This window comes from Herbiconiux sp. J20-20 (genome assembly GCF_057365085.1).
In genome coordinates this window covers 310134-332389 of record NZ_CP195122.1, presented here as the reverse complement: position 1 = coordinate 332389, position 22256 = coordinate 310134, and the positions used below count along the sequence as shown (strand labels likewise).

Annotated in this window: 21 protein-coding genes; 4 read left to right on the top strand and 17 right to left on the bottom strand. The window is 68.5% G+C overall.

Features of this window, described 5'->3' with window-relative positions; translation table 11 throughout:
• Window positions 1-90: 90 nt before the first annotated feature.
• Together rpsD and ACR3ZA_RS01550 are read right to left on the bottom strand one after the other, a co-directional pair.
• On the bottom strand, window positions 91-720 hold the full coding sequence (gene rpsD / locus ACR3ZA_RS01555) for a 30S ribosomal protein S4 (RefSeq protein ID WP_473659468.1): 630 nt from the start codon (window positions 718-720) through the stop codon (window positions 91-93).
• A gap of 174 nt (window positions 721-894) precedes the next feature.
• Window positions 895-2229: an AAA family ATPase gene (locus tag ACR3ZA_RS01550; protein WP_473659466.1), complete on the bottom strand. Its 1335-nt coding sequence runs from the start codon at window positions 2227-2229 to the stop codon at window positions 895-897.
• 114 nt (window positions 2230-2343) lie between these two features.
• Here ACR3ZA_RS01550 and ACR3ZA_RS01545 point away from each other — a divergent pair, with 114 nt between their 5' ends.
• The 3 genes from ACR3ZA_RS01545 (at window position 2344) to ACR3ZA_RS01535 (ending at window position 5116) form a co-directional block, all read left to right on the top strand.
• A complete protein-coding gene (locus tag ACR3ZA_RS01545) occupies window positions 2344-3129 on the top strand; it encodes a peptidylprolyl isomerase (protein ID WP_473659464.1) in 786 nt (261 codons plus the stop codon).
• A gap of 78 nt (window positions 3130-3207) precedes the next feature.
• The gene (locus ACR3ZA_RS01540; RefSeq protein WP_473659462.1) at window positions 3208-4440 is read left to right on the top strand and encodes a DUF349 domain-containing protein; all 1233 of its coding nucleotides are present in this window, start codon (window positions 3208-3210) and stop codon (window positions 4438-4440) included.
• A gap of 79 nt (window positions 4441-4519) precedes the next feature.
• Window positions 4520-5116 (top strand): type IV toxin-antitoxin system AbiEi family antitoxin, encoded by a 597-nt coding sequence (locus ACR3ZA_RS01535; protein ID WP_473659459.1) that lies wholly within the window; start codon window positions 4520-4522, stop codon window positions 5114-5116.
• Here the strand turns inward: ACR3ZA_RS01535 and ACR3ZA_RS01530 are convergent.
• From ACR3ZA_RS01530 to ACR3ZA_RS01495, 8 genes are all read right to left on the bottom strand, one after another.
• Complete coding sequence (locus tag ACR3ZA_RS01530; RefSeq protein WP_473659458.1) at window positions 5103-7355, bottom strand: RelA/SpoT family protein; 2253 nt, start codon at window positions 7353-7355, stop codon at window positions 5103-5105. The genes ACR3ZA_RS01535 and ACR3ZA_RS01530 overlap by 14 nt on opposite strands.
• A gap of 69 nt (window positions 7356-7424) precedes the next feature.
• Complete coding sequence (gene secF / locus ACR3ZA_RS01525; RefSeq protein WP_473659456.1) at window positions 7425-8432, bottom strand: protein translocase subunit SecF; 1008 nt, start codon at window positions 8430-8432, stop codon at window positions 7425-7427.
• Window positions 8432-10159 carry a protein translocase subunit SecD gene (gene secD / locus ACR3ZA_RS01520; protein ID WP_473659454.1) on the bottom strand — a complete coding sequence of 576 codons (1728 nt, stop codon included), beginning with the start codon at window positions 10157-10159 and terminating at the stop codon, window positions 8432-8434. Before secD ends, secF begins: the two co-directional genes overlap by 1 nt.
• A 99-nt stretch (window positions 10160-10258) precedes the next feature.
• Window positions 10259-10669 (bottom strand): preprotein translocase subunit YajC, encoded by a 411-nt coding sequence (locus ACR3ZA_RS01515; protein ID WP_473659452.1) that lies wholly within the window; start codon window positions 10667-10669, stop codon window positions 10259-10261.
• Between the two features lie 75 nt (window positions 10670-10744).
• Window positions 10745-11785, bottom strand: a complete 1041-nt coding sequence (ruvB, locus tag ACR3ZA_RS01510) for a Holliday junction branch migration DNA helicase RuvB (RefSeq protein WP_473659450.1) — start codon at window positions 11783-11785, stop codon at window positions 10745-10747.
• The gene (gene ruvA, locus ACR3ZA_RS01505; RefSeq protein WP_473659448.1) at window positions 11782-12378 is read right to left on the bottom strand and encodes a Holliday junction branch migration protein RuvA; all 597 of its coding nucleotides are present in this window, start codon (window positions 12376-12378) and stop codon (window positions 11782-11784) included. Before ruvA ends, ruvB begins: the two co-directional genes overlap by 4 nt.
• Window positions 12375-12935 (bottom strand): crossover junction endodeoxyribonuclease RuvC, encoded by a 561-nt coding sequence (gene ruvC, locus ACR3ZA_RS01500; RefSeq protein ID WP_473659446.1) that lies wholly within the window; start codon window positions 12933-12935, stop codon window positions 12375-12377. Before ruvC ends, ruvA begins: the two co-directional genes overlap by 4 nt.
• Before the next feature lie 66 nt (window positions 12936-13001).
• A complete protein-coding gene (locus ACR3ZA_RS01495; protein ID WP_473557405.1) occupies window positions 13002-13763 on the bottom strand; it encodes a YebC/PmpR family DNA-binding transcriptional regulator in 762 nt (253 codons plus the stop codon).
• A 75-nt stretch (window positions 13764-13838) separates the two neighbouring features.
• On the opposite strand from ACR3ZA_RS01495, the gene ACR3ZA_RS01490 reads away from it, so the two are divergent.
• Window positions 13839-14294 (top strand): hypothetical protein, encoded by a 456-nt coding sequence (locus ACR3ZA_RS01490; protein WP_473659444.1) that lies wholly within the window; start codon window positions 13839-13841, stop codon window positions 14292-14294.
• 4 nt (window positions 14295-14298) lie between these two features.
• Here the strand turns inward: ACR3ZA_RS01490 and ACR3ZA_RS01485 are convergent, their stop codons facing one another.
• From ACR3ZA_RS01485 to ACR3ZA_RS01455, 7 genes are all read right to left on the bottom strand, one after another.
• Window positions 14299-14901: a hypothetical protein gene (locus ACR3ZA_RS01485; protein WP_473659443.1), complete on the bottom strand. Its 603-nt coding sequence runs from the start codon at window positions 14899-14901 to the stop codon at window positions 14299-14301.
• Between the two features lie 40 nt (window positions 14902-14941).
• Window positions 14942-15559 (bottom strand): pyridoxal 5'-phosphate synthase glutaminase subunit PdxT, encoded by a 618-nt coding sequence (gene pdxT, locus ACR3ZA_RS01480; RefSeq protein ID WP_473659441.1) that lies wholly within the window; start codon window positions 15557-15559, stop codon window positions 14942-14944.
• Window positions 15556-16455: a pyridoxal 5'-phosphate synthase lyase subunit PdxS gene (gene pdxS / locus ACR3ZA_RS01475; protein WP_473659438.1), complete on the bottom strand. Its 900-nt coding sequence runs from the start codon at window positions 16453-16455 to the stop codon at window positions 15556-15558. Before pdxS ends, pdxT begins: the two co-directional genes overlap by 4 nt.
• A gap of 66 nt (window positions 16456-16521) precedes the next feature.
• Window positions 16522-17100 carry an HIT domain-containing protein gene (locus ACR3ZA_RS01470; protein ID WP_473659436.1) on the bottom strand — a complete coding sequence of 193 codons (579 nt, stop codon included), beginning with the start codon at window positions 17098-17100 and terminating at the stop codon, window positions 16522-16524.
• Window positions 17100-19058: a threonine--tRNA ligase gene (gene thrS / locus ACR3ZA_RS01465; protein ID WP_473659434.1), complete on the bottom strand. Its 1959-nt coding sequence runs from the start codon at window positions 19056-19058 to the stop codon at window positions 17100-17102. The genes ACR3ZA_RS01470 and thrS overlap by 1 nt, the downstream gene beginning before the upstream one ends.
• 60 nt (window positions 19059-19118) lie before the next feature.
• The gene (locus ACR3ZA_RS01460; protein WP_473659432.1) at window positions 19119-20294 is read right to left on the bottom strand and encodes a hypothetical protein; all 1176 of its coding nucleotides are present in this window, start codon (window positions 20292-20294) and stop codon (window positions 19119-19121) included.
• The gene (locus ACR3ZA_RS01455; RefSeq protein ID WP_473659430.1) at window positions 20291-22186 is read right to left on the bottom strand and encodes a glycosyltransferase; all 1896 of its coding nucleotides are present in this window, start codon (window positions 22184-22186) and stop codon (window positions 20291-20293) included. The genes ACR3ZA_RS01460 and ACR3ZA_RS01455 overlap by 4 nt, the downstream gene beginning before the upstream one ends.
• Window positions 22187-22256: the final 70 nt, after the last annotated feature.

The following is a 22256-nucleotide window of genomic DNA, read 5'->3' as shown; positions in this document are numbered from 1 at the left end:
CGGTGCACCGCATCCCATACGGCGCCGGGAATACGCGAAGGCCCCGAGGCGAACCTCGGGGCCTTCGCCGAAACGCAGTGCGGCGTGAGCCTAGCGAGCCGCGTAGTACTCGACGACGAGCTGAACCTCAGCCGTCACCGGCACCTCGGCGCGCTTCGGGCGACGCACGAGGCGCGCCTGCAGCTTGTCGAGCTCGACCTCGAGGTAGCCCGGAACCGGGGGCAGAACCTCGGCGTGGCCACCGGCAGCGGCGACCTGGAAGGGCTCGGTGCCCTCGGAGCGCTCCTTGACGTGGATGAGCTGACCCGGCTTCACGCGGAACGACGGGCGGTCCACGATCTTGCCGTCGACCAGGATGTGGCGGTGCGTCACGAACTGGCGGGCCTGCGAAGTCGTGCGGGCGAAGCCGGCGCGCAGCACGAGCGCGTCGAGACGCATCTCGAGCAGCTCGACCAGGTTCTCACCGGTCAGACCCTGAGTGCGACGTGCCTCGTTGAAGACGATGCGCAGCTGCTTCTCGCGAATGCCGTACTGCTCGCGCAGACGCTGCTTCTCGCGCAGACGGACCGCGTAGTCGCTGTCGGCCTTGCGCTTGGTGCGACCGTGCTCACCCGGAGCGTACGGACGCTTCTCGAGGTAGCGGGCGGCCTTCGGCGTCAGCGGGATGCCGAGCGCGCGAGACAGACGGACCTTGCGACGGTCCTGAGACTTGGTAACCAAAAGGGAATCCTTCCACCACGTGGACGCGTCTTTCGCGCCTCACAGACGTCCATCCCGCTCCACCTGCCCGGCCGCACGTCGACACGTACCGGAGGTATGAGAGAGGGGGATGCGCTCGACGGTCTCGATCGACACTGGCAAGCCGGTCAAGACTACCAGACGGACGCGGCGGCACTACTCCCCGCGGAGGATCGCCCGGATCTTCTCCAGTCGAGCCGCCACGTCGCGCTCGTAGCCGTGCGTGGTCGGCTCGTAGTAGCGGGTTCCGCGCAGCTGCTCGGGCAGGTACTCCTGGGTGGCGATCCCGTGCTCGGCGTCGTGCGCGTAGCGATAGCCCTTGCCGTGACCGAGACGCTTCGCGCCGGGATAATGCGCGTCGCGGAGGTGGCTCGGGATTGTTCCGATGCGGCCCGCGCGGACGTCCGCGATCGCCGCATCGAGCGCCCGGTAGGCGGTGTTCGACTTGGGTGCCATCGCCAGGTAGACGACGGTCTCGGCGAGAAGGATGCGACCCTCCGGCATGCCGATCAGCTGCACGCCCTGAGCCGCGGCGACCGCGAGCGGCAGCGCCTGCGGGTCGGCCATGCCGATGTCCTCGGCGGCGAGGATCATCACCCGGCGGGCGATGAACCGCGGGTCCTCCCCCGCCTCGATCATCCGTGCCAGATAGTGCAGGGACGCATCCACGTCGCTGCCGCGCACCGACTTGATGAACGCACTGATGACGTCGTAGTGCTCGTCGCCCTGACGGTCGTAGCGCAGCAGTGCGCGATCGACCGTGTCGGCCACGATCTCGGCGGTGATCGAGGGTGGCGTCTCGGCATCGTGGGGCTCGGCCGCGGCAGCGACCGCGGCGGCCTCCAACGCGGTCAGGGCGCGACGCGCGTCGCCGGAGGCCAGCCGCACGAGGGATGCTCGCGCGTCCTCCGTGAGCTCGACGGCGCCCGCCAGACCGCGCGGGTCGCTGACGGCGCGGTCGACGAGCACACCCAGGTCGTCGTCGCTCAGGGTCTCGAGGGTCAGCAGGAGCGATCGGGAGAGCAGCGGCGCCACCACCGAGAAGGAGGGGTTCTCCGTGGTTGCGGCGACGAGAATCACCCAGCCGTTCTCGACGCCCGGCAGCAGGGCGTCCTGCTGTGCCTTCGAGAATCGGTGGATCTCGTCAAGGAACAGCACCGTCGAGAGCCCGTAGAGATCGCGGTCGGCGTGCGCGCGCTCCATCACCTCGCGCACGTCCTTGACGCCCGCCGTGACGGCCGACAGTTCGACAAAGCGCCGGCCTGAGCTGTGGGCGATGGCCTGCGCGAGCGTCGTCTTGCCCGTGCCCGGCGGACCCCACAGGATGACAGAGACCGATCCCGACTCCCCGGTGCGGTCGTTCGCGAGGTTCACCAGCGGCGATCCGGGTCGGAGCAGGTGGCGCTGACCGGCCACCTCGTCGAGCGAGGTCGGGCGCATCCGAACCGCGAGAGGGGTGGCGCCGGTTCGCAGTCCCGACGATGCGCTCATGGCTGTCATCGTAATCGGCACCGGCGCCCGGCCGCCCGCGTTTGGCGCCAAGCGGACCGCGCTGACTAGAGTTCTCGTGGACCGCGCGAGCGCGGCCAGATGGAGGAGCACCGCGTGGCATCGAAGAACAAGGACCGCCAGTCGCGAGAGGTGCGCGAGCGCCTCAAGGCCTACACGGCGCGGCAGCAGGTCCACGATCACGCCCGAGCGCGTCGCACGCGCGACAACGTGATCGCCGTGCTCGGCGTCACCGCCGTGGTCGCTCTCACCGCCGCCACGCAGTTCTTCTACTTCTCCGCGGGTCCGGGCGCTCCCACGCCGGAGCCCAGCGCCTCGGCCGTGGTGGGCGAGAACATCGGCGTGCCCTCGGCCGACTACGCCGAGTACCGTACGTGGACCGGCGAGCTGACGCTGAACGACGTCTCCCTGGAGATCGAGCTCGACGGCGCCGCGGCTCCGCAGGCGGTCTCGGCGTTCCTCTCCGACGTCGACACCGGCTACTACGTCGGCAAGACCTGCCACCGACTCGCCACCAGCGAGGGGTTCGAGCTGCTGCAGTGCGGTTCGATCGACGGCCTCGGCTCGAGCGACCCCGACTTCAGCTACGGCCCGATCGAGAACGCGCCGGCGGACGACTTCTACCCGGCCGGCACGATCGCGATGGCTCGCGCCAGCGGCGACGACTACAGCAACGGTCACCAGTTCTTCCTCGTCTACGGCGACTCCACGATTCCGTCGGATGCGGCTGGCGGCTACACCGTGCTGGGAACCATCACCAGCGGACTCGACGACCTGATCGACCAGATCACCTCGGCCGGGATCGATCCGGATCTGCTCGGAGCCGACGGCACGGGCGGCCCGCTGGTGGCGACCACGATCACACAGATCACCCTGCAGTAGGAGCGCGCGGACGGCCGTGCAATAGGCTGAGTCGGTCCGGCGAGAGGCCGCCGACGACGACGTGAGGTGAATTGACCAGTGGCGACTGACGAGAAGGCCCCGTGGGGCCGCGTCGACGACGAGGGAACGGTGTACGTCCGCGAGGCGGAGGGAGAGCGTGCGGTCGGGCAATACCCGGACGCAACACCCGAGGAGGCGCTCGCGTACTTCACGCGCAAGTTCACCGAGCTGGAGGGCCAGGTCGCACTGCTGGAGCAGCGCGTCCGCGGCGGAGCTCCCGCGAAGGACGTCGCGAAGGCGGTCGAGCACCTGAGTGACGCCGTCGCCGGGGCGAACGCGGTCGGCGACCTTGCGTCGCTGACGGAGCGTCTGCAGAAGCTCGGCGGCACGGTGGGCGAGCTCACCGAGAAGCAGCTCGAAGAGAACAAGGCTGCTGTCGCGGAGGCTCTCGTGGCGCGCGAGGCCCTCGTCGCCGAGGCGGAGGCACTCGCCGCAGCGGACCCCGCCAAGGCGCAGTGGAAGCAGGTGAGCGCGCAGCTTGATGCGCTGTTCGAGCGCTGGCAGGACCACCAGAAGAACGGCCCCCGTCTTCCCAAGAACGAGAGCAACGAGCTGTGGAAGCGATTCCGCGCGGCTCGCACCACGATCGAAACGCACCGCAAGGCCTTCTTCGCCGAGCTCGACTCCGTGCACAAGGAGGTCCGCGCCCGCAAGCAGGCGCTGATCGAGCGTGCCGAGAAGCTCGCCTCGCAGGGCGCCGACGCGATCCCGGAGTACCGCCGTCTGCTCGACGAGTGGAAGGCCGCCGGTCGCGCCGGCAAGAAGCTCGATGACGCGCTCTGGGCCAAGTTCAAGGAGGCCGGCGACGCGCTGTACGCCGCCAAGGCCGAGCTGATGGCGATCGAGGACGAGGAGTACGCCGGCAACCTCACGGAGAAGCTGGCCCTGCTCGAGGAGGCCGAGAAACTCCTCAAGGTCACCGACCGGACGGCCGCCAAGGAGACGCTGCTGGGCATCCAGCGCAAATGGGATGCGATCGGCAAGGTCCCGCGCGACCACTTCCGTGCCGTCGAGGACCGGCTGCGGAAGGTCGAGACGCACGTCCGCAAGCTCGACGAGGATCACTGGAACCGCTCGAACCCCGAGAAGCAGGCACGCTCGGAGGGGCTCGCCTCGCAGCTCGAGAACGCCATCGCGAAGCTGGAGGCCGAGCTCGCCGAGGCCAAGGCCAGCGGCGACAAGAAGAAGATCGCCGAGGCCGAGGAGGCCATCGCGGCACGCAAGGTCTGGCTCGGCGCGATCGGCAGCTAGTCGTCGTCCCCAGGCCGAGCTCTCCACGGATGCGCTCGGCGGGGCTCGGCACGGGTGCTCGAGACGGCAGGCTCGCCGCATGGCTGTCATCGACGTCTCGCGGTCCGAGGTCCCGGGCGAACGCCTGCCCGACGTGCTCACCTCTGAGCTTCCTGCCGCCGAATTGAGCGCGCTGCGGCTCGACGGGACGCTCTTCCCGTTCGCGAACGCGTATCTGGTCGCCGATGCTCTCGGCGACGCCGCCAATCGGATCCGCGCCGCTTTCGGCCGGCACTCCTCGCGGTTGATCGCCGAGCTGGACACGGCGGCCTGGGTGTGGGGCGTGCGCGCCGGTCTCCCCCGCCGGTTCGAGTTCTGTGCGAGCCTCGCCGAACGCGCCCGCCTCGCGCCGGGTGCCCTCGACGCGGTGCGCGAGGTCGCCATTGCCGACGGCGAGATCGTCATGATCGCGGGTCGTCGCGTCACCAGCCCGGTGCGCACCGCGATCGATCTGGCACGCTTCCGCGACGACGGCGAGTACTCCCCCGAGATCGTCGCAGGGCTCCTCGCGCTGGCCCGTATCGATGCCCGCACCGCACGCGCCGTACTGGACTCCCGACGTCACCTGACCCATGCCGAGCGGGCGCGGCGCCGACTCCGCGATCTCGCGCGCGAGCCCGAGCTCAGCCGCCGGTGACGCGATACGCGTCGTACACGGCCTCGATCCGCCGCACGGCGCTCAGCAACCGGTCCAGGTGCACCGTGTCGCCCATCTCGAAGACGAAACGACTGATTGCGAGTCGATCGGTCGAGGTGTTCACCGAGGCGGACAGGATGTTCACGTGGTGCTCCGAGAGCACCCGCGTCACGTCGGAGAGCAGCCCGGAGCGGTCGAGCGCCTCGATCTGGATCTGAACGAGGAACACGCTCGAGGAGGTGGGTGCCCACTCCACATCGATCATCCGATCGGGTTCGGCGAGCAGCGCGCTCACGTTGGTGCAGTCGCTGCGGTGCACCGACACCCCGGCGCCGCGGGTGACGAAGCCGACGATCTCATCGCCGGGAACCGGCGTGCAGCACTTCGCGAGCTTGACGAGGATGTCGTCGGCACCGCGCACCAGGACGCCCGAGTCGCTGGGGCGCAGCTGTCGAGCGCGGCCCTTCGGGGCGAACGGGACCTCGTTCTCGTCATTCTCGGGCGCCGCCTGCATCGAGGCGAGCACCTTCTCGATGACGTGCTGCGTCGAGACGTGCCCCTCGCCGACCGCGGCGTACAGCGCCTCGACCGACTCGTAGCGCATCTGCGAGGCGATCTCCGAGACCACATCGGCCGACATGAGACGCTGCAGCGGCAGGTTCTGCTTGCGCATCGCGCGCGCGATCGAATCCTTGCCCTGCTCGATCGCCTCTTCGCGACGCTCCTTGGTGAACCAGCCGCGGATCTTGTTGCGCGCCCGCGGGCTCTTGACGAAGTTCAGCCAGTCCTGGCTCGGCCCGGCATCCGGGTTCTTCGACGTGAAGACCTCGACGACATCGCCCGAGTTGAGCACGCTCTCCAGGGGAACGAGTCGCCCGTTGACCTTCGAGCCCATCGTGCGGTGCCCGACCTCGGTGTGCACGGCGTAGGCGAAGTCGACGGGCGTCGCGCCCGACGGCAGGCCGATGACCTTGCCCTGCGGCGTGAAAACGTAGACCTCTTTCGCCCCGATCTCGAAGCGCAGGTTGTCGAGGAACTCGCCCGGATCTGCCGTCTCGGACTGCCAGTCGCTGATGTGGGCCAGCCACGCCATCTCGGTGTCGGGGCCCGAGCTGGTGTCGGCGCGACCGTTGGCCATCCGCTCCTTGTACTTCCAGTGCGCGGCGACACCGAACTCGGCGCGCTGGTGCATCTCATGCGTGCGGATCTGGATCTCGACAGCGCGACCCTGCGGGCCGATCACAGTGGTGTGCAGCGACTGGTACAGGTTGAACTTCGGGGTGGCGATGTAGTCCTTGAACCGGCCCGGGATCGGGTTCCAGCGCGCGTGGATCGAGCCGAGGACCGCATAGCAGTCGCGGATGTTGTTGACCAGAACGCGAATCCCGACGAGGTCGTAGATGTCGCTGAACTCGCGACCGCGCACGACCATCTTCTGGTAGATCGAGTAGTACTGCTTGGGGCGACCGACGACCTGGCCCTTGATGCGGCTCTCGCGCAGATCCTCCGAGACGGCGTCAATCACCTGCTGGACGAACTCCTCGCGCTGCGGCGTGCGCTCGCGCACCATGCTCTCGATCTCGACGTAGAGCTTGGGGTGCAGGATGGCGAAGCTGAGATCCTCGAGCTCCCACTTGATCGTCTGGATTCCGAGTCGGTGCGCGAGCGGCGCGTAGATCTCCAGCGTCTCCTGCGCCTTGCGTCGCGCCGATTCGGCCGGAACAAAGCCCCAGGTGCGCGCGTTGTGCAAGCGGTCGGCCAGCTTGATGATGAGCACCCGGATGTCCTTGCTCATCGCGACGACCATCTTGCGCACGGTCTCGGCCTGGGCGCTGTCGCCGTACTTCAGCTTGTCGAGCTTCGTGACGCCGTCGACGAGCATGGCGACCTCGTCGCCGAAGTCGGCGCGCAGCTCCTCGAGTCCGTAGTCGGTGTCTTCGACGGTGTCGTGCAGCAGCGCGGCGGCGAGCGTCTTGGCCCCGATTCCGAGGTCAGCCAGGATCTGCGCGACGGCGACCGGATGCGTGATGTACGGCTCACCGCTCTTGCGGGTCTGGCCGGCGTGCGCCTTGTTCGCGACCTTGTAGGCCCGCTCCACGAGAGCCAGATCGGCCTTCGGGTGGTGCGAGCGGACTGTGCGCAGCAGCCGCTCCACCGAGCCGGCCGGCTGCGCGCGCGAGAACAGGCGAGGCAGAATCGTCCTCAGCGAGGCGGAGCTCTGTGCCTGCGTCTCGCTCATCGCGTGCTCATCTCCGCCCTCACAGGTTGATTCTACGAGTCACGAGGATGCCGAACCTGCGCGTCGCGACTACGCCGTGACGGTCTTCTCGCGCGCCGCGACCACGCGCTTGTCGCGCGTCACGATCTCGGGCTCGCTGCGGCGGAACAGCGCGTACAGCGGCGCCGCGATGAACGGCGTGGAGTACGTGCCGACCAGGATGCCCACCAGGAGCGCGAGCGAGATGTCACGAAGCGTGTCGGCGCCCAGCACGAAGGAGCCGAGGAACAGAATGGCGGCGACCGGCAGTGCGGCGACGACACTCGTGTTGATCGAGCGGACCAGGGTCTGGTTGACCGCGAGGTTGACGGTCTCGCCGAAGGTGCGGGGTCCGTCCGAGCCGAGTTCGCTGGTGTTCTCGCGGATCTTGTCGAAGACCACGACGGTGTCGTAGAGCGAGTAGCCGAGGATCGTCAGGAAGCCGATGACCGCGGCGGGGGTGATCTCGAAGCCGGAGGCGGCGTAGACGCCGATCGTGATGACGAGGTCGTGCAGCAGCGCCAGCATGGCGGCAGCCGACATCTTCCAGGTGCGGAAGTAGACCGCCATGATCAGCGCCGCCAGGAGCACGAAGGTGCCGAGTCCGACGAGCGCCTGCCGGGTGATGTCCGCTCCCCAGGTCGCACCGACGAAGGAACTCGTGATCGAGTCCGTGTCGTAGGCGACCTCGAGGGCTGCCGCGATCTCCTGCGTCTCCGCGTTGGTCACCTGCTCGGTCTGGATCCGAAGCCCGTCGCCGCCGACGGTGGTGACGCGCACCACCGTGTCCGGAACGATCTCCTGGATCGCGTCCTCGGCGATCGTCGGATCGGTGTCGGCGACGCCGAGCACCTGGAACTGCGATCCGCCGCGGAACTCGATGCCGAAGTTGAAGCCGGCCGCGTAGTCGCCGGCCCCGCGCACGAACGGGACGAGGACGGCGATCGCCATCAGCGCGACCGCGATCGAGAGCCAGATCTTGCGCTTGCCGACGAAGTCGACCGAGCGCTCACCGGTGTAGAGGTCATTGCCGAACCGGGTCAGCATGCTGGCCGCCATCAGGACTCCTTCCCGCCGTCGCGCGGAGTCCCGGCGAGTTCGGCGGCTTTGCGTTCGGCGATGGTCTGGCGACGCTGCGCTTCCCGGTTCGCGCCCGACTTGCGCGACTCCGCCGTGAAGCGGAACTCCGCCCGGCCGCGGTAGACCGCGCCGAGCGCCTGCGGGTCGAGCCCCGAGAGCGGATGCCCGCTCGAGAAGAAGCGCGTCGTGGCGAGCAGCTGCATCATCGGGTGCGTGAAGATCACGACGACGAGGACGTCGATGATGACCGTCACGCCGAGGGTCAGGGCGAATCCGCGCACGCTGCCGACGGCGAGGATGAACAGCACGATCGCGGAGAGCAGGTTGACACCCTTGGCCGCGTAGATCGTGCGAAGCGCGCGCTTCCAGCCGGACTCGACCGCCCCGACGAGTCCGCGCCCGTCGCGCAGCTCGTCACGGATGCGCTCGAAGTAGACGATGAACGAATCGACCGTGAAGCCGATCGCGACGATCAGGCCCGCGACACCGGCCAGTGACAGGCGGTAGCCATAGTGCCAGGACATGATCGTGATGACCGAGTAGGTCAGGGCCCCCGCGACCACGAGCGAGGCGATGGTGACCGAGGCGAGCGCGCGGTACTGGAAGAACGAGTAGACGACGACGAGCGCGAGGCCGATGAGACCGGCCAGAATGCCGCTCTCGAGCTGGTTGGCGCCGAGCGTCGCGTCGATCGTCTCCTGGCTCTCGAGCTGGAATCCGATCGGCAGCGCACCGAACTTGAGCTGGTCAGCGAGGTACTTCGAGCTCTCCTCGGTGAAGCTTCCCGTGATCTGCGGGCGCCCGTCGGTGATCGCCGCGTTCGTCGTCGGCGCCGAGATGACACGCCCGTCGAGCACGATCGCGAACTGGTTCTGAACGCCGGAAAGGCTGATCAGTCGGGTGGTCACCGCGGCGAACTGCTCGGTGCCCTCGTCATTGAAGACGATGTTGACGGCCCACTGGCCCGTCGAGGCACCCGTGGACGTCGTGACGAGGCCGTGCGTCGCATCCGAGATCGTCTCGCCGCTCACCTCGACCGGGCCGAGGATGTACTTCACCGAGCCGATGTCATCGCAGGTGATGAGGGGCTCATCGGCCGGCGCGATGTTCGTCTCGGCGGCGTCGATCGTGGTGCAGTCGAAGGTGTCGAACTCGGCCTGCAGCTCATCCGTGATCCAGGCGAGGTCGCTCGCATCGGTCGGCGTCGGATCCGGGGTCGGCTCCGTCTCCGTGTCCGTGGTCTCGCCGTCCTCGGGCGAGGCGGTCTCGGCGGGGTCGGGAACGACGACGTTGGAGGCCAGGTCCGCGGCGAGCACCGCGCGGAACTCGAGCTTGGCCGACGACTGGATGCGCGCGAGCGTCTCCGCGTCGGGCTCACCCGGGAGGCTGACGACGATCTTCTGCTCGGTGCCGACACCCAGCGTCGAGATCTCGGCCTCGGCCACACCTGCCGCATCGACGCGCTGGCGGATGATCGCCACCGCCTGGTCGAGCTGCTCCTGCGAGACCTCCTGCCCTTCCGCCAGCAGCGGAGTGAGGGTGAGGGCGGTGCCGCCCTCCAGGTCGAGGGCCAGCTTCGGCGCCCAGCCCCAGTTGGAGAACAGCGCACCCGCGCCCTGGATTCCGAACAGGACCGCGAAAATCACGACCAGCCAGATGAGCGATCTCCAGGCCTTGCGGACCGGGGTCGATCTCGTCGTCGTCACCACGGGGCGGCTCTGCTTTCTTTCAGGCGTGCATCGGGCACCCGGCACCAGCCGGGGGGCTCATCCCGATCGAACCGGGAGAGCACCTCAGGTTAGCGGCTACTCCGCGGCCTTCTTGCGCGGGGCGCGCTTCGGCTTCGCTTCGTCGGTGCGCTCACCGAACTCCGGCTCCGCCGGGATCGCGGTGTCCTCGTTGAGCGAGTAGCTCGGCTCCGAGGACTCGACCTCGGCATCGGCGTCCTCGACGACCTCGGGCTCAACGACGCGCGCGAGAGTCTGACGGTGCACGCGCAGCTGGGTGCCGGGCGTCGTCTCGATGATCGCTTCGTTCTTCTCCTCGTCGAGGGAGACGAGCGTTCCGTAGATGCCGTGCTGCGTCATGATCTCGGCACCGGGAACCATCTTGAGCGCGAGCTCCTCCGCCTCCTGGCGGCGCTTCCGCGAGTTGCGGAACATGAAGAAGATCATGACCGCGATGAGCGCGAACAGGCCGATTGTCAGTGGATCCATGGGGTGAAGAAGACCTTCCAAGTTGAGGGGGAACCGGTTCGGAGCATCAGAAATTGGCTCGACGGCTCCTGGAAATCATACGTCATCGTCGAAGAGCACTCCGGCCTCCGGCCGGGCCACCCCGAGATGCGACCACGCCTGCCGGGTCGCGACGCGGCCGCGCGGCGTGCGCGAGAGCAGCCCGATTCGCACCAGGAACGGCTCGACCACCGACTCGATGGTCTCGGCCTCTTCGCCGACGGAGACGGCCAGCGTACCCAGCCCCACGGGGCCGCCGTCGAAGCGTCGGACGATCGTGTCGAGCACCGCGCGGTCGAGTCGGTCCAGCCCGATCTCGTCAACGTCGTACAGCTCCAGCGCGGCGCTCACGTGCTCAAGCGCCGCCCGGCCGCGATCGGCCCCGTGGACGAGCGCGTAGTCGCGCACCCGACGCAGCAGCCGATTGGCGATGCGCGGCGTGCCGCGGCTGCGCGAGGCGATCTCGTGGCGCGCATCGGCGGGGATCTCGAGCTCGAGCAGCCGGGCCGCGCGATCCAGCACCCGCTCGAGCTCGCCGTCCTCGTAGAACTCGAGGTGCGCGGTGAAGCCGAAGCGGTCGCGCAGCGGGTTCGGCAGCAGCCCCGATCGGGTCGTCGCGCCGACGAGCGTGAACGGCGCGAGATCCAGCGGGATGCTCGTCGCACCGGCGCCCTTGCCGACCATGATGTCGATCCGGAAGTCCTCCATCGCGAGATAGAGCATCTCCTCCGCGGAGCGCGCCATTCGGTGGATCTCGTCAATGAAGAGCACCTCGCCGGGCACCAGACTCGACAGAATCGCGGCGAGATCGCCGGCATGCTGAATCGCCGGTCCGCTCGACATGCGCAGCGGGCGGCCGGATTCGTGGGCGACGATCATCGCGAGCGTCGTCTTCCCGAGGCCCGGCGGGCCCGCCAGAAGAATGTGATCGGGCGTGCGGTTCTGCAGGGCCGCCGCATCGAGCAGCAGCTGGAGCTGGCCGCGAACCTTCGCCTGCCCGACGAATTCGGCAAGCGAGCGCGGCCGCAGCGCCCCCTCGAAGGCGAGTTCGGCGTCCGACTCGGGTGTCGCCCGGGTCACCGCGTCGAACTCGCTCACGAGCGAGACCCCGGTCCGAGCTGGGCCAGGGCCAGTCGAAGCACGGCCGGCACGTCGGCATCCTCCGGTGCGGAGTCCACGACCTCGCTGACGACCTGCGCCGCGATCCGCTCCGACCAGCCGAGACCGATCAGCGCTGTGACCACGCTCTCGTCGATCCTGTGGGCCCGAATCGCGGGCGCCGCGTGGGCGGGAGCGTGCACCTTGCCGGCGAGTGACACCACGATGAGCTTGGCGGTCTTCGGGCCGATGCCCGAGACCTTGCGGAACGCGCCGTCGTCGTCGTTCGCGACCGCGACGGCGACCTCCGCGGGGCTGAGCGCGGCGAGCACGCCGATGGCGGACTTCGGTCCGACCCCGGAGACGCTGCGCAGCAGCTCGAACACCTCCAGCTCCTCCGCGGTGGGAAAGCCGACGAGAGCGAGCTCGTCGTCGCGCACCAGCAGCGCGGTGTGGAGCCGAGCCTCGTGACCGACCCGCACCGACAGGACGGCAGCGGGCGTCGTCTGCACGGTAAGGCCGATGCCGCCCACCTCAATCACGACGAGCGAGCCGGAGGCCGACAGCACGAGGCCGCGAACCGACGAGATCATGGCGCCACCTTACGAGGTCGGCTGCGCTCGGCGTCGCGCCACGCGCGCTGTGCGGGAGTCAGCACGGCAGTCGGCGCGTCGACGGCTCCCCCGCGCCAGGCGTGGCAGATCGCGATCGCCAGCGCGTCGGCGGCATCCGCTGGGGTGGGCACGGCGGCGAGCCCCAGCACGCGAGCGACCATGGCGCCGACCTGCGCCTTGTCGGCAGCGCCGTAGCCGGTGATCGCCGCCTTCACCTCGCTCGGCGTGTGAAGCCCGATCGGGAGCTCGTGCTCGGCCGCCACCAGCAGCGCGATGCCGCTGGCCTGTGCCGTGCCCATCACCGAACGGAGGTTGTGCTGCGCGAACACGCGCTCCACGGCGAGAGCCTCAGGACGGTGCTCGGCGACGAGGCTCCGCAGACCGGTCGAGATCGCCAGCAGCCGCTCCTCAAGCGCCATGTCGGGCGCGGTTCTGATGACTCCGACGTGCACGAGGCGGGCGCGCCGGTCAGCCGCGACATCGACGACGCCGACCCCGCATCGGGTCAACCCCGGATCGACTCCCAGAACGCGCATGGCTCGACGCTACCCGATGCAGTCGAACATATGTACGAGGGCGCGCCGAGCCGCGCGTCGGGGCGACTACTCGTCGGCGTCGAGCTCGGCCTGGACGTCGGCGGGGATGTCGAAGTTGCTGAACACGTTCTGCACGTCGTCGCTGTCTTCGAGGGCGTCGATCAGCTTGAACACCTTGCGCGCCGTGTCGGCGTCGACCTCGACCTGCAGGCTCGGCACGAACTCGGCCTCGGCCGAGTCGTAGTCGATGCCGGCATCTACGAGCGCCGTGCGCGCCGCGACGAGCTGCGAGGGGTCGGTGTGCACCTCGAAGCCGCCGCCCTGGTCGATGACCTCTTCCGCCCCGGCGTCGAGGACCGCGAGCAGGATGTCGTCCTCGGTCACCCCGTCGGTCTTCGTGATCGAGATGACGCCCTTGCGGCTGAAGTTGTAGGCCACGCTGCCGGGGTCGGCCATCGTGCCGCCGTTGCGCGTCATGAGGGTGCGCACCTCGGCCGCCGCCCGGTTCTTGTTGTCGGTGAGGCACTCCACGAGGAGAGCGACGCCGTTGGGGCCGTAGCCCTCGTACATGATCGTCTGGTAATCGACCGACTCACCCGACAGCCCCGCGCCGCGCTTGATCGCGCGATCGATGTTGTCGTTGGGCACCGAGGTCTTCTTCGCCTTCTGCACGGCGTCGACGAGGGTCGGGTTTCCCGACAGGTCGGCGCCGCCCATCTTCGCCGCGACCTCGATGTTCTTGATGAGCTTCGCGAACGACTTCGCCCGGCGCTGGTCGATGACCGCCTTCTTGTGCTTGGTCGTGGCCCATTTGGAATGCCCGCTCACGGTGCTCCTTCGCTGCTGGAAATCTCGCCCATTCTAGCGAGGCCTCGGCGACCGCCCGCCGACTATGCTCGCGGGGTGCCGTCACGCTGGTTTCGCATCGCCTACGCCGAGAACGCGTTCCGCCGCTTTCTCGACGGCCGGGGCACCTCGCTCCCGGGGCTGCGCATTCCCGAGGCCACCACGCTCGTGCTCGCCTTCTACCGCGAATACCGCGCCCAGCACGCCCGGATCACCGACGAGGGTGACGGTCTGCTCTGGCAGTGGGGTCCGGATGCCGACGCCGAGCGCTTCACCGTGGATCTCACGAGGCAGCTGGTCCGCGACGATGACGATGCGCCGATCGTGCAGCTCTCGGTGACGCTCGCCTATCGGTGGACGCCCACCCGCCGTGCGCTGGGCCGCGGCCATGCGTGGTGCTTCAGCCCGGCCGCGAGCACCGAGTTCGAGAAGAGCCTGCGCGCCTCGGCCGCGTATCGGGCGATCGCCACCGCCACGCCGGCCGCGATCTTCCTGCACACCGAGACGCTGTAGCGCGTCAGCGCAGCCGGACTCCGACTCGTCGGAGCTCGAGCTGCGCGAGACCGCGCACCGCGACCTCATCGCGGTCGCGCCAGGCTGTCAGCGGCTCGCCGTGCACCGTCACGAGCTCGCGGACAGGCCGCGTCGTGAGCGCGCGCAGCGCAAGAAGCTCGTGCCCGTCCGGGCTGTCCGCGAGAGCGCGCGCCTCCCGAGCACGGCGCGCCCCGGACAGCCGCGGCAGCAGCCACAGCACGAGCACCGCAAGAATCGGTCCCGCCGCGACGAGCACACCGGCGAGAAGCGCTCCCTGCGTGACGAAGTCCTGCTGTGCCTGACCCGCGTCCGCGAGGACAGCGCCGGCGTCGCTCGCGGTGTTGAAGGGAGCGCTGATGCCCGCACCGATGAGCGGAACCCCGCCGAGGTTCTCCCCCACCTCGGTCATGGTGTCGGCGAACCCGGACCCGGCCTCCTCCAGTTGTGCTCCGACATCGGCGAACGTCGCGATGAAGGCGTGCACCGAGACGCCGACCAGAATCGCGAGCACCATGGTGGCGATCGCGATGAGATCGCCGATGGTCTGCCAGGTTCGGCGGGCCGGGAAGTCCGAGTACCAGTTCATGCTTCCCAGCATGGCCGCTCGCGCGGCGCTTGGCGACCGGCTACGCCGCGGCGCGCACGAGCTGCAGGAAGCGCTCGTGGAACCGACGCTCACCGGTCACCTCGGGGTGGAAGGCCGTGCCGAGCAGATTGCCGTGCTCGACGGCCACCCCGCGCCCGTCCGGAAGCGCCGCGAGCACGGTCACATCCGGGCCGGTGCTCTCGATCGCTGGCGCGCGGATGAACACCGCGTGCACCGGCTCCTCGCCCAAGACCGGAATCGACAGGTCCGTCTCGAAGGAGTCGTTCTGGTTGCCGAACGCGTTGCGCCGCACCGTGATGTCAAGCCCGCCGAGGGTCTGCTGACCCTCGATGCCGTCGATGATCTGGTCGGCCAGCATGATCAGCCCCGCGCAGGTGCCGTACACCGGCATTCCGGCGGCGATCCGCGCGCGCAGCGGATCGGCAAGGCCGAATGCGCGGCTCAGCTTGTCCAACACGCTCGACTCGCCACCGGGAATCACCAGACCCTGAACCTCGGCGAGCTCTTCCGGGCGACGCACCGGGCGCGCGTCGGCGCCGAGCGAGCGCAACGAGGCGAGGTGTTCGCGGAAGTCGCCCTGGAGCGCGAGCACCCCGACCGTGAGTCCCTGGCCTGCGCCCGACGTCGCGGCTGTCACCACCCGCGCTCGGAGAGGCGGTGCGGTGCGGCGAGGTCGGCGACGTTGATGCCGACCATCGCCTCGCCGAGGCCCCGCGAGGTCTCGGCGATGACCGCGGGGTCGTCATAGAACGTGGTCGCCTTGACGATCGCGGCCGCGCGCTTCGCCGGGTTGCCCGACTTGAAGATGCCCGAGCCGACGAAGACGCCGTCGGCGCCGAGCTGCATCATGAGGGCCGCATCCGCCGGGGTCGCGACGCCGCCCGCGGTGAACAACACCACCGGCAGCTTGCCGGTCTCGGCGATCTCGACCACCAGGTCGTAGGGCGCCTGCAGCTCCTTCGCGGCGACGTAGAGCTCGTCCTTCGACTTCGCCTTCAGCGCGTTGATCTCGCCGGTGATGGTGCGGATGTGCTTGGTGGCTTCGGAGACGTCGCCGGTGCCGGCCTCGCCCTTCGAGCGGATCATCGCGGCACCCTCGGTGATGCGCCGCAGCGCCTCGCCGAGGTTGGTCGCGCCGCAGACGAACGGCACGGTGAAGGGCCACTTGTCGATGTGGTTGACGTAGTCGGCGGGCGAGAGCACCTCGGACTCATCGACGTAGTCGACACCGAGCGACTGCAGCACCTGCGCCTCGACGAAGTGGCCGATGCGGGCCTTCGCCATCACCGGGATCGACACGGTCGAGATGATCTCGTCGATCAGATCCGGGTCGCTCATGCGCGCGACGCCACCCTGGGCGCGAATATCGGCCGGGACGCGTTCGAGCGCCATGACGGCCACCGCCCCGGCGTCCTCGGCGATCTTCGCCTGCTCCGCGGTGACGACATCCATGATGACGCCGCCCTTCAGCATCTCCGCCAGACCGCGCTTGACGCGGTTGGTGCCGAACTCGGTGCTCGTGGTGTCGCTCATGGGGTCGATTCTACTTTCGTGACAGGGGCGCGGCGCCGTGCCGCAGGGAAGTGCGTGGCTTGATTCTCAGGCGGGCCAGGCCGCAGCCAGTTCGTCGCGGACCTCGCCGAGAAGCCGAGGAATCGACTTCGTCTGGGCGATGATCGGAAAGAAGTTGGCATCGGCGGCCCACCGCGGAACGACGTGCTGGTGCAGGTGCGCGGCGATGCCCGCCCCCGCGATCGCCCCCTGATTCATGCCGATGTTGAACCCGTCGGTCCGGGAGGTCTCACGAAGCACTCGCATCGCCGTCTGCGTCAGGCTAGCGATCTCGGCGACCTCCTCCGCGGTGGCGGCGTCATACGTCGCAACATGCCGATACGGCAGCACCAGCAGATGCCCGGAGTTGTACGGGAACAGGTTGAGGATGACGTAGGCGAGCTGACCGCGGTGCACGATGAGCGCCTCGGTGTCGCTCAGCGTCGGCGCGGTGCAGAAGACGCACTCGTCCTCCGCGGGGTTCGACTGTCCCGCCTGGATGTAGGCGATGCGGTGCGGCGTCCAGAGCCGTTGGAACCCATCGGGAACCCCCACGAAGGCTGCGGCGGGCTCCGCGTCCGGGTAGCGGGTCCCGTCGTAGTCGGTCGGTGCGGTCTCGTCGCTCATCAGACCTGCGCGTGCGAGTCGATCGCGTCCCGAACGCGACGCACCGCCTCGTCAACCGGAATCCCGTTGTCCTGCGTGCCGTCGCGGAAGCGGAAGCTCACCGTGCCGGCGTCGCGGTCCTGCGCACCGGCGATCAGCTGGAACGGAATCTTCGCGGTCGTCGCGTTGCGGATCTTCTTCTGCATGCGGTCATCGCTCGCGTCGAGCTCGGCGCGAACGCCCTCGGCGCGCAGCCGGTCAATGATGTCGCCGAGGTAGTCAGCGAACTCCTCCGCGACCGGAATGCCGACGACCTGCACGGGTGCGAGCCACGCCGGGAAGACACCGGCATAGTGCTCGAGCAGGATCGCGAAGAACCGTTCGATCGAGCCGAACAGCGCGCGGTGGATCATGATCGGGCGCTTCTTCTGCCCGTCGCGATCGGTGAACTCCAGACCGAATCGCTCGGGAAGGTTCGGGTCGACCTGAACGGTCGAGAGCTGCCAGGTGCGGCCGATCGCGTCGCGGGTCTTCAGGTCGATCTTCGGGCCGTAGAACGCGGCCTCGCCGGGAACCTCGGTGAGCTTGAGGCCACTGCGCTGCGCGACGCTGCGAAGCGCCTGCGTCGAGGACTCCCAGAACTCGTCGGAGCCGATCCACTTCGACTTCTCGTCATCGCGCATCGACAGCTCGAGCTCGAACTCGGTCAATCCGAAGTCGCGCAGCATCGAGATCACGAAGTCGAGCACCTTGCTGACTTCGCTCTCGAGCTGGTCGGGGGTCACGAACAGGTGCGAGTCATCCTGGGTGAAGCCGCGGACGCGGGTGAGGCCGTGCAGCGCGCCCGAGAGCTCGTTGCGGTACACGGTGCCGTTCTCGGCCAGGCGCATCGGCAGGTCCCGATAGCTGCGCGCCCGCTCCTTGTAGATCAGGATGTGCATCGGGCAGTTCATCGGCTTCAGGTAGTAGTCAGAGCCCTGCTTGGTGACATTTCCCTCGGCGTCGCGCTCCTCGTCCATGTGGATCGGCGGGAACATGCCGTCGGCGTAGGTGACGAGGTGGTTCGACTGCAGGAAGAGATCCGCCTTCGAGATGTGCGGCGTGTACACGTAGGTGTAGCCAGCCTCGCGGTGGCGGCGCAAGGCGTGCTGCTCGATGGCCTGGCGGATGATGCCGCCCTTGGGGTGCCAGACGCTCAGTCCGGAGCCGATCTCCTCGGGGAAGGAGAACAGGTCGAGCTCCTTGCCGAGCTTGCGGTGGTCGCGCTTCGCGGCCTCCTCCAGTCGCTCGAGGTAGGCGCGCAGCTCGTCCTTGCTCGGCCACGCGGTGCCGTAGATGCGCTGCAGCTGCGGATTCTTCTCCGAGCCGCGCCAGTAGGCGGCGGCGATCCGCATGAGCGAGAAGCCGGTGCCGATCGCGCCGACGTTCGGCACGTGGGGCCCGCGACACAGGTCCTTCCAGGCGACCGAGCCGTCTTTGGCGACGTTGTCGTAGATGGTGAGCTCCGCTCCCCCGACCTCGACCGACTCGCCATCGTTGCCGGACGCGGCCGAGCCCTTCAGCCCGATGAGCTCGAGCTTGTACGGCTCGTCGGCAAGCTCCGCGCGCGCCTCCTCCTCGGTGACGACACGGCGAACGAAGCGCTGGCCCTCGCGGATGATCGAGGACATCTCCTTCTGAATCGCCTTCATGTCGTCCGGGGTGAACGGCTCGGCGACATCGAAGTCGTAGTAGAAGCCGTCCGTGACGGGCGGGCCGATGCCGAGCTTCGCCTCGGGGTTGATGCGCTGCACCGCCTGGGCGAGGACGTGCGCCGCCGAGTGCCGCAGAATGTTCAGCCCGTCAGGAGAGCTGATCTCGACCGGCTCCACGACATCGTCCGGCGTGAGCGTCGTGGCCTTGTCCCGCAGTTCTCCGTTGACGCGCAGCGCCACCACGGATCGGTCGGGAAACAGGTCAAAACCGGACTGAGTGCTCACCCGTCGATCTTAGTTCCGCTCGCGTGCGGCGCAGGCCACGACCGCCCCGTGCACGCGGGCTCAGGACAGCATGTCCAGGATCGGCGTTCCGAGCGACGTCCACCAGTGGATGACGATGTCGCGGTTGAACGCCGCCGCCCACGCGATCGCGATCTGCCCGAGCGCGATCACGTCGACGAGACGCCTGCTCACCGGCCCGCGCGCCATCGGCATGAACGCGATGGCCATCAGGGTGAGCAGAATGAAGGTGTTGCCGGCGGACCCATCCGGCAGCAGCCCGAAGACGTAGGCGATGTTGATCGACGCGAAGACGAACGTCGAGATCAGGATCGCCATCGGACGCCGCACGACCAGAGCGACGAGCCACGCGCTCGCGACGGGGGCGAACAGGAGCCATCCGTTGAGGTCGCTGTAGACGAGCGGCAGCGATGCCAGTCGCTCCATCGAGCCCGTCGTAACGCGCGTGGCGAGCTCGCCGAGCGGGTTGCCGACGAAGATCGTGTTCAACAGCACGAGCGAGGCCACACCCACCAGCGTCGGGTAGAGGATGACGAGCAGGTTGGCCGCTCGAGCTCCCGGCTGACCCCGGCGCCCGAGGCGGAGGAATGAGGCCACCACGGCGGCGACGAGGACGTACAGGAGTCCGCTGAGATCCGACAGCGTGGCGAGCATCAGGAACAGCCCCGCACGGAAGCCCGACTGAGTGCTCTGCCAGGCGACGAAGCGCACGACCTCGGCGATGCCCAGTGCGAAGAAGGCCAGGCCGAGGAATGCCGCAAGGTTCTCGGTCACGGTGTAGGTGAAGAGCGGATTCGCCGCCAAGGCGATCAGGAAGATCGTCGCGGTCGACCGGGGGAAGCGCCGCTGGAGCATCAGCTCCAGCACCTTCTGCAGCATGACCCCCGCGAGCAGCGACCCCACCAGTGCCATGCCGACGCGTCCGCCTGGGATGGCTGCCGCCAGCAGCGTGGACAGCGGAGGGAAGATGTCCCCCACCCACGCGACGTCGGCGCTGGTCCAGTCCAACGTCGCCACATGGTCGAGGAGCTGCTGGTTGGGTGTGGCCAGATCGGCGCCGTCGCCCGCGGTCGCCCGCCAGGTGACGAACAGTCCTGGCAGGGCGAAGACGAGTCGCAGGGCCCAGCGCATCAAGGCGTCGCGGGGGAACGGGTCGAGCCGCCCGTGCGGGGCACGTCTCGTGCGCGTGCGCCGCGTCGCCTGCGTGGTGGCGCTCATCGGTCGGCCTCCGCGCCGGCAGGCGTCGCATCAGCCGGAGTCGCGTGGCTGAGTCCGTGCCGCGTCTTCTCCCAGTAGTGCGGCTTCGTCAGCAGCTGGACGAGCGCTCGGTAGGCGCCCAACGACTGCAGAAGCCAGAAGAACGGGTTCAGCACCGACCAGAAGATGAGATTGAACTGACTGCGCTTGTAGGGCCCCATCATCGAGATGTAGGCGATGGCGGCGTTGCCGACCAGGAAGTTGATGAACGAGAGCCACAGCAGGCCGACCGGGAACAGGGTCCCGAGCTGTTCGGTCGGCGCGAAGAACATCGCCGCCATCGCTGCCCACAGCGGGATCACGGCAAGCAGCGTCAGAGGCGTGCCCGCGACCAGCAGCACGAACGACGCGAATCGGCGCCACCCGATCTTCGCGATGAGCTGTCGCGGACGACGCAGATGCACGAGCGCGGTCTGCATGTAGCCCTTGACCCACCGGCTCCGCTGGCGCACGAAGTTCGCAACCGAGGTGTTGGCCTCTTCGAAGGTCGTCGAGTTGATCAGGCTGACGCGGTATCCCAGCGCGCTGGCGCGGATCCCCAGATCGGCATCCTCGGTGACGTTGTGCGGATCCCATCCGCCCATCTCGATGAGCGCCGACGTGCGGAAGTGGTTCGAGGTGCCGCCGAGCGGGATCGGAAGGTCGAGCGCGTCGAGCCCCGCGAGCATGTAGTCGAACCAGTAGCTGGTCTCGAGGGTCGACATCCGCGTGAGTGCCGTCTCGGTCGGGTTGAACGTCGAGAGCGAGGACTGGACGCAGACGAGGTTCTCGTCCCCGCGGCGGAACGCGATCAACGCCTTCTTCAGCTGGTCCGGGTCCGGGGTGTCCTCCGCATCGAAGATCGCCAGGTACTCCCCTGTCGCGAAGAACAGCCCCACGTTGAGTGCACGCGGCTTGGTTCGCGGCTCGCCGGGCGGGATCAGGATCACGCGGAAGTTCGCCGGCGGGGAGGCCGAGCGGATCGCCGTCCGAGTCAGGGAGTCGTCCTCTTCGACCAGCAGCAGGACCTCGAGCTTCTCCGTCGGGTAGTCGAGTCGGGCCAGGCTCGCAACGAGGCGCTCGACAATGTTCTCCTCGTGGAGCACTGGCACGAGCACGGTGTACCGAGGAAGCTCGCGGTCGCGGAGTTCGGCCACCGCGTCGTCAGAGACGCGCTGCACCATGTCGAAGCGTGCGCCGCGCACCGCCACGATGTACCGGTAGACGGTGCCGACGACGAAGATCGCACTCATCGCGGTGATCAGCCCGCCGACCAGCTGCACCGGCCACAGGACGCCCAGCGCGGTCAGCGCAAGGGCCGCCAGCACGAAGCCGAATGCCTGACCGCGCGAGAACACCTTCTTGGCCGACAGCAACGGATTGCGCTGATACAGGCCGTTCGCGGCCTCGTCGGCAATCTCGTGACGAAACACGTCGAGCGCGAACTGCCGAAGATCCCACTGGCTGACGGCGCCGAATTCGGCGGGCGCCCCCAGATCTGCCACGATGAGCGCTCGTCGCGTCGGAGTCAGGGGCCGCGAGGTCGCAACCACCACCCCGCCGTCGGGGTTGCGGCGCACCGGCATCCAGTGCTGTGCGAGAAGCTTCTGCCCCGACCATTGTCGGATGAACTCCTCGTCGCGATCCGTGGTGGCGAGATCCAGCACCGGGAGACCCCATTCGCGGGCGAGAAAACTCCGCAGGACCTTCTCGGACACGATGCCGAGGCTGACGAGAACTTCGTCGAACGGTGCGCCCGTCCGCGTCTCTGCGGCGCGTGCGATCTGCACCTGATGCTCCGTGACGAGCCCGGTGTCCAACAGCAGTCGCTCCAGGGCGTCCGCGTCCGCGTCGGGGAGCGCACCATATGCCATGCGCTCATCATTTTGCACGCGGGGGGTGAACAGCAAGTTCTGCCCCGGCGCGCCTCCATGCTGAGCGGAG